A 5,754-nucleotide genomic window follows, 5' to 3' on the forward strand; every position below is an offset into this window, starting at 1 on the left:
ACGTGAAACACATTCCGGTTGAGAATCGATCCTTGTTTCTTCTGGAATGATTCACGTGAAACATCACTTACCGACACAAAAATCCCGGAAGATAACATCGAGCAGATCCTCGACGTCAATACGCCCGGTGATACGTCCAAGCGCATCGGCCGCACGACGCAGGTCCTCTGCCCTCAATTCAGTCGGCACAAACTCGGAATCGACCGCTGTTTTGAGACCGGCAAGACACTCTTTCAGGAAATAACGATGCCGCTCCCGGGTCGCCAGCGGTGCCTCACCCAGCGAAATCGTTTCCTCAGCAAAACGTGTCAGACGGTCAAACAAGGGACTCATACCCGCTTCGCTTTTGCTGGAACAAGCAATTTCCTGGATCGTTCCGGAAGAGTCTTGTTTCGGATGAGTCTCAAGATCGCCCTTGGTACGAACCTTCCAGACAGGGACCTGTTGACGGAGATTCTCAGGTAGTCCAGACGAGGGATCATCAAAGTCAACTCCACCCGGTTCCACCGCCCAGAGAATCAGATCCGCCTCCCACCCCTTGGCTTCAGCTCTGCGGATACCTTCCCGTTCCACAATGCCCGATGCTTCTCGCAGTCCCGCCGTATCTACCAGGGTCACTGGATAGCCACCAAGATCCAGATGTACCTCAATCACGTCCCGTGTCGTCCCTGCCTCTTCGGTAACAATGGCAACATCCCGCCCGGCAATAGCATTCAGGAGACTGGACTTGCCGGCATTCGGGGCTCCCATCAGCACAACTTGCAATCCTGACCGCAACCGTTCTCCACTCTTGGATCGTTCAAGATGATCAGCAATCTCACGATGGAGGTCGGCAGCTTCAGACCAGACTTCGTCTGCGACACTCCCGGGTATGTCTTCTTCGTCCGCGAAATCGAAATCCGCTTCGATCATTGCACGCATATGGATAAGCCGCTTTCGCCAACCATCATAAAGATTGCCAAGCGCACCACCCATTTGCCGAACTGCCTGTTTGCGCTGGCTCTCCGTTTCTGCGGCGATGAGATCTGCCAGACCTTCCACTTCAGTCAGGTCCATTCGGCCGTGGTCGAATGCTCTGCGTGTGAATTCACCTGCTTCCGCCGGACGGCAATCGTCGAACGATCCGAGAATGGCAAGCATTCTGCTAACGACTGCCCTGCCGCCGTGACACTGAAATTCGGCAACGTCTTCGCCTGTAAAGCTGTTGGGTCCCTCAAAATAGAGAACCAGCGCTTCATCCACGACATCTGTCGACAACGGATCGCGCAGCGTCGCAAGCATGGCCTTGCGGGATTTTGGAAGCCGCCCGGCCATTGCGCCGATGATTTCCGTAGTCCTTTCTCCGGACACCCTGATAACCGCCACACCTGACGGCACTGCCCCACTGGAAAGTGCGTAGATCGTTTCAGCCATTTTTCTTTCTTTCAATGAGACGCTCTTATCCAAGCCGTCTCCTACACTTCCAGGATTGAAGAGCCTCTTTAACAACATCGACAGCAATGGGAAAGCAGGCCCAGCAGATGATCTTGTTGGAATTCGGATCGATCCCGATTGACCGGAATAACGTTCCGCATCTGAATCGATTGCCTGAGCTTTCCCATGACCGGATTCACGTGAAACGCCAGCACCTGTTTCACGTGAATCAAACACCATGAAAAAATCTGGCAATTCTCCCGAAGCCAGGCTCACCAGCTCCCTAATTTGCCTAAGAAAGTTCCTTTCTGGAAATCCTGTAAAGGCAGTGCAACGCCAGATCATGGTCGGGTTCAAAATAGGAATGGACAAAATCACCTTCCGGATCTCTGCGCATCCCGATGCGCTCCATGACCTTTTGTGAAGGAACATTCACGAGAGGTGTGAAGGAAACGATCTCGTTAAAACATTTGGTTTCAAAACCGAATCGAATCCAGGCCCTTGCAGCCTCACTTGCGTACCCTTTACCCCAAGCGGATTGCTTCAATCGCCAACCAATGTCGACGCAAGGAGCAAATGGCAGCAAGGCTGCTTCAGAATGGACATCCAACCCTACAAAACCGATGAACTCTCCGGTTTCCTTCAGTTCAACCGGAGCATAAAAAACCCCGTATTCGTCGAAACACTCCTGCCCCATCGAGATAAGACGCTTTGCCTTTTCCCGTGACAGTGTTTCGGGAAAATATCGCATGACCACCGGATCCGCACACAGTCCGGCAAAGGCATCGATGTCTTCATCTTTCCAGGATCGAAGGATCAGCCGGTCGGTTTCCAGAAGAAAGTCAGAGCACATAAAACGGATCCGATTCGATTTCCGGATTCACGTGAAACAACAGATCGCCGCTCGATAGAAGGGAAATGGAGCACCAGAGGTGTTTCACGTGAATCGCAATCTATTCTATCGCCGCGTATCACCCAACCTGCCGCTGCCGGACAACCAATCGTTCTTTTGCAGTCGATAGAGTACATGGCTCGCAATCGGGTGGTCTGGCGGAAGCGCTGGATGAAGAAAATCTCCGTCCAGATCCCGGACCATTCCAAGACGACGCATGACCTTCTGAGACGGCACATTGGCTGGAATAGTGAAAGCGACAATCTCGGCCAGACCGATGGCTTCAAAACCGAATCGAAGCCAGGCTTCAGCTGCTTCACTTGCAAATCCCTTCCCCCAGGAAGATTGCTTCAACCGCCAGCCAATTTCGACACATGGGTCAAACGGCAAGGGCTTCCCATATGACGGCCTGTTTAAGCCGACAAAGCCAAGAAACTCGCCCGTTTCCTTGACCTCGACCGGCGCCATGCAAAACCCGTCGCTCGCCTGTTTATCTATCGCCCTTTCGATTAATTCTTCGGACTTCTCCCGGCTCATCGTGCTGGGGAAATACCGCATCACCTCCGGATCGGCGCACATGTCGGCAAACGGATCAACGTCTTCCTGTTGCCAGGCGCGCAGGTAAAGCCTGCTCGTTTCTAGATAGATCTTTCTGGTCATCAAATCGGTTCCGATTCAAAGAGACGGATTCACGTGAAACATTTCTTAACAAAAAGTAAAGGCGCGAACCTGACTGGTCGCGCCTTTAACGAATTTCTGATCCTGGCAGGATCAGGTATTCATGCTGTCGAAGAATTCGTCATTGGATTTGGTCTGCTTCAACTTATCGAGCAGGAACTCTACGGCATCGACCGTCCCCATCGGATTGAGGATACGACGCAGCACGAAAGTCTTCTTGAGCCGCTCGTGCGGAACCAGAAGCTCTTCCTTACGCGTACCGGACCGTTGAATATCAATCGCCGGATAAACACGCTTGTCGGAGATCTTCCGATCCAGGATGATTTCGGAGTTACCCGTACCCTTGAATTCTTCGAAGATAACTTCGTCCATGCGACTGCCGGTATCGATCAAGGCTGTCGCGATGATTGTCAGCGAGCCACCCTCTTCAATATTACGTGCCGCACCGAAGAACCGTTTCGGCCGCTGAAGCGCGTTGGCATCGACACCACCGGTCAGAACCTTACCGGACGACGGTACAACGGTGTTGTACGCGCGGCCCAGACGGGTAATGGAATCAAGCAGGATAATGACGTCACGGCCATGCTCTGTGAGACGCTTGGCCTTCTCGATCACCATTTCAGCAACCTGCACATGGCGGGAGGCCGGCTCGTCAAACGTCGACGAGACAACTTCGCCGTTCACGGTTCGCTGCATGTCGGTGACTTCTTCCGGACGTTCGTCAATCAGAAGCACGATCAGGTAGCATTCAGGGTGATTCGTTGTGATGGACTTTGCAATATTTTGCAAAAACACCGTCTTACCGGTTCTCGGCGGAGCGGTGATCAGAGCACGCTGACCTTTGCCGAGCGGCGCAACCAGGTCGATAACCCTGGAGGACAGATCCTTGATGGTCGGATCTTCAATCTCCATCCGGAAACGTTCATCCGGATAAAGCGGTGTCAAATTGTCGAAGTGAACTTTGTGCCGGGCTTTTTCCGGATCTTCGAAATTGATTGTGTTGACCTTGAGAAGGGCAAAATACCGTTCACCCTCCTTCGGGCTTCGGATCTGGCCTTCAACGGTGTCCCCTGTCCGCAGTGAAAAACGGCGTATCTGGGACGGCGAGACATAGATGTCATCCGGGCCGGGCAGATAGTTCGCGTCGGGTGACCGCAGGAAGCCGAAGCCATCCTGAAGGACCTCGACGACGCCTTCGCCGATAATTTCTACGTCCTGAGCAGCAAGATTTTTCAGGATAGCGAACATCAGCTCCTGCTTGCGCATGGTGCTGGCGTTTTCGACTTCTAGCTCCTCAGCGAATTGTAGCAGCTCTGTCGGAGTTTTTGCTTTTAGATCTTTGAGTTTCATTTCCCGCATCGAGTTGGGGTCTTAATGTTGTTATGGATGATATGTTTGGAAGGTCGTTCTGGGCCGAAAGTGATGGGTAGGCCAGAAGATATCTGAAAGACTATTAGACGTGTCCAGATTATACGGCGATCTACCAGTGACTGAATACGATCACTGCGCCGTTCGGAAGTGGCCGGAAGATACGTTGTTTTGAATCAAATCGCAAGACCGGATTTCTGCGGATTTTTTCAGCTTCAAACCAGCCGCAAATGACGGAAAAAAGGGCAGTCCCTAAATCGGAGCCGCCCGGCAATATTATTTTCCCCGGATCTAGAAAGGCTTGACGATCACGAGGATCACGATGGCGATCATCAGCACGGTCGGAACTTCATTGAGGATCCGATAAAACCGCGCGGGTTTGGTGTTTTCATCATTCGCGAACTTCTTGACGCAGCTGCTTAAATAGCCATGAACACCTGACATGATAATCACCAGCAAAAGCTTTGCGTGGAACCAGCCATCCGTCCACGCACTCAGCTCATATGCTGCCCAAAGACCAAAAATCCACGTTGTGGTCATCGCCGGGTTGATGATCGCTTTCAGCAACCGGCGTTCCATGACCTTGAACGTTTCGGACTTGTCTGAACCGATCTCCGCCTCGGCATGGTAGACGAACAGTCTCGGCAGGTAGAGCATGCCCGCCATCCACGCGATAACCGAAATGACGTGCAGGGATTTCACCCAGAGAAATACATCCACCGCGTCAGCCTTTCTTCACCCGCTCAACCATGCGGGCAACGTTATCCGGATCCGCGTCGGGTGTTACTCCATGACCCAGATTGAAAATCAGCGGGCCTTTGTCGAACGTCTTGAGAATATGATCAATGCCATCTTCCAGGGCCTTGCCACCGGCAACCAGACGCATCGGATCGAGATTGCCCTGAATGGGAACCTTTTTCTGAATATCCAGAGCCACATGATCGGGCGCCGTCCAGTCGAAACCAACCGCATCAACACCAGTGCCTTCTATGTAGCCCATCATGCGCGCTGACGAAGCCTTCGGGAAACCGATGATTTTGGCATCAGGTCTTGAGGCCTTCACGCCGTCCACAATTCTCCGCGTTGGTTCGATCGACCAGCGTCTGAAACCCGCATCGTCAAGCACCCCTGCCCAGGTATCGAAAATCTGAACCGCGTCTGCGCCTGCATCGAGCTGACGGATAAGATAACGGATCGAGGCCGGCACCAGCTGATCGATGAAACGCTGCATCAGGTCAGGATCACGATAGGCACCGACACGGGCGGCAACCTGATCCTGAGTTGTATGTCCGGCGACCGAATAGCACGCGACGGTCCAGGGAGCGCCACAGAAGCCCAACAGTGTCGTTTCGTCGGGAAGCTCCGCACGAAGACGGGAAACCGTCTCTATGACCGGTTTCAGA

The 5,754-nt window shown here is 52.9% G+C and carries 6 protein-coding genes; all 6 read right to left on the reverse strand.

Annotated features, from left to right (window positions below; genetic code table 11):
- Nucleotides 1-63: 63 nt before the first annotated feature.
- Complete coding sequence (mnmE, locus tag K5905_RS25925) at nt 64-1,413, reverse strand: tRNA uridine-5-carboxymethylaminomethyl(34) synthesis GTPase MnmE (protein ID WP_297589564.1); 1,350 nt, start codon at nt 1,411-1,413, stop codon at nt 64-66.
- Between the two features lie 292 nt (nt 1,414-1,705).
- Nucleotides 1,706-2,266 (reverse strand): GNAT family N-acetyltransferase, encoded by a 561-nt coding sequence (locus tag K5905_RS25930; protein ID WP_297589567.1) that lies wholly within the window; start codon nt 2,264-2,266, stop codon nt 1,706-1,708.
- 105 nt (nt 2,267-2,371) lie between these two features.
- A complete protein-coding gene (locus tag K5905_RS25935) occupies nt 2,372-2,965 on the reverse strand; it encodes a GNAT family N-acetyltransferase (RefSeq protein WP_297589570.1) in 594 nt (197 codons plus the stop codon).
- A gap of 111 nt (nt 2,966-3,076) precedes the next feature.
- Complete coding sequence (gene rho / locus K5905_RS25940) at nt 3,077-4,342, reverse strand: transcription termination factor Rho (RefSeq protein ID WP_297589573.1); 1,266 nt, start codon at nt 4,340-4,342, stop codon at nt 3,077-3,079.
- A 300-nt stretch (nt 4,343-4,642) separates the two neighbouring features.
- A complete protein-coding gene (hemJ, locus tag K5905_RS25945) occupies nt 4,643-5,071 on the reverse strand; it encodes a protoporphyrinogen oxidase HemJ (RefSeq protein WP_297589575.1) in 429 nt (142 codons plus the stop codon).
- A 4-nt stretch (nt 5,072-5,075) separates the two neighbouring features.
- Nucleotides 5,076-5,754, reverse strand: a 679-nt coding sequence (locus tag K5905_RS25950; protein WP_297589578.1) for a uroporphyrinogen decarboxylase family protein, incomplete at its 5' end; no start/stop codon positions are given.

The organism is Roseibium sp. (genome assembly GCF_025698965.1).
Classification (GTDB): domain Bacteria; phylum Pseudomonadota; class Alphaproteobacteria; order Rhizobiales; family Stappiaceae; genus Roseibium.

Coding starts and splice junctions, on each gene's coding strand:
- mnmE (WP_297589564.1), bottom strand. CDS start 1,413: ATGGCTGAAACGATCTACGCACTTTCCAGTGGGGCAGTGCCGTCAGGT.
- K5905_RS25930 (WP_297589567.1), bottom strand. CDS start 2,266: ATGTGCTCTGACTTTCTTCTGGAAACCGACCGGCTGATCCTTCGATCC.
- K5905_RS25935 (WP_297589570.1), bottom strand. CDS start 2,965: ATGACCAGAAAGATCTATCTAGAAACGAGCAGGCTTTACCTGCGCGCC.
- rho (WP_297589573.1), bottom strand. CDS start 4,342: ATGCGGGAAATGAAACTCAAAGATCTAAAAGCAAAAACTCCGACAGAG.